A 1,472-nucleotide genomic window follows, 5' to 3' on the forward strand; every position below is an offset into this window, starting at 1 on the left:
TCGAAGATCGTTCCTGGGTTGCCGACAACCAGTCCCGGATTTGGTGTAGTCCCGTTGAGCGCGATACCGTAGATCGTCGCCTCGGTTGGTGTTTCCGCACTTGCCCACCGTCGGGTTGTCCGTTCAACGATTGTTCCCTCAGCACCAGCCACGGCGATGTCGTCGTCGTTGGCGTCGACGGCGTTCAGCTCATTGCCGCCAGCCCAGTGTTTCGTCCAGACGGCACCGTTGTACCGAAGGACGATACCACTGCCAGCCGACACGTAGATTTCCTCGGCGCTTCGGGCAGTGACCGCGGTGTAAGCAGCAGTCCCGTCGTCGACACCAATCGTCTCCCAACTCTCGCCGCCGTCAGTGGTCTCGTATACCTGGCTGGTCGTGTCGACGACGTAGCCAATCTCCTCGTCGACGAAGTCGATCCCTAGTGCGCTCGAGCCCCCACCGGGTTCGACAACCTCGCCCCACTCGACGCTGCCGTCAGCCTGTTTCGACCCGTTTACGTACTCGCCGGAGCCGTTGACGAGATGGACCGTCTCGCTGCCGGCTTCACCCGTGACGGCAATCGCTTCCCAGGTGCTTGTCATCTCTTCCGGCTGAGAGTGATCAGTCAGTTGGCCCTCGATGGCGTCGTACTCACCGACCGCACCGCTGTCGCCGGCGAACCAGACCGTGCTTCCGAGGTCAGTCGCGTCGACGGCGTTCAACCCGTTTTCCTCCTCACCGGGGCCGTCCTCGACGGCGACGGCCCACTCGCCGTTGTCGCGTTCCAGAACGTACCCTCCCTCACCGACCGCGTACCCGTTTTCGGCGACGACAACGTCGTAGAGGATCGCCTCGACCGGCGATTCAGCGGCCTCCCAGTCGGCTGGCTCCTCATCGTCGTCGACTGGCTCGGCTTCGTACTCACCCGCCTCGAGGGCGAGCCCACCAGCCCCAACAGCGGCATGGGGGTAGTCGCCGCTCTCGTCGAGTCCGATACCATCTAGTGACCCGTTCGCGTCAGTGTCGGCGGCCTGCCAGCTCCGAGCAGTGTGTTCGTATATCGTCCCTTCGGCACCAGATAGCGCGGCCTCATCCTCGGTGGCATCAGCACCGAGCAGTTCGTTGCCGCCAGCCCAGCGCTTGGTCCAGACGGCGCCGTTGTACCGCAATACGGTTCCGTCACCGGCCGCGACGTAGATCTCGTCTGAGGAGCGGGCAACGATATCGTTGTACGCCGCAGAGCCGCCGTCGACACCAATCGTCTCCCAGCTCTCGCCACCGTCGGTGGTCTCGTAGACTTGGCTCGTCGTATCAGCAACGTAGCCGGTCCCGTCGTCGACGAAGTCGATGCCCAACGCGCTCGAGCCACCACCAGGTTCGGTCACCTGCCCCCACTCGACGCCACCCTCGCCGGTAAGCTGACCACGCAGATACTCGCCGGAGCCGTTGATCAGGTGGACCGTCTCGCTGCCGGCCTCGCCGGTGACCGC

At 64.1% G+C, this 1,472-nt stretch carries 1 protein-coding gene; it reads right to left on the bottom strand.

What is annotated here, in order from left to right; all coding sequences use genetic code 11:
- A partial coding sequence (locus ACNA7R_RS20335) for a WD40/YVTN/BNR-like repeat-containing protein (protein ID WP_416285352.1) occupies positions 1-1,472 on the bottom strand: 1,472 nt, incomplete at both ends.

Source organism: Natronococcus sp. (assembly GCF_047921035.1).
Classification (GTDB): domain Archaea; phylum Halobacteriota; class Halobacteria; order Halobacteriales; family Natrialbaceae; genus Natronococcus.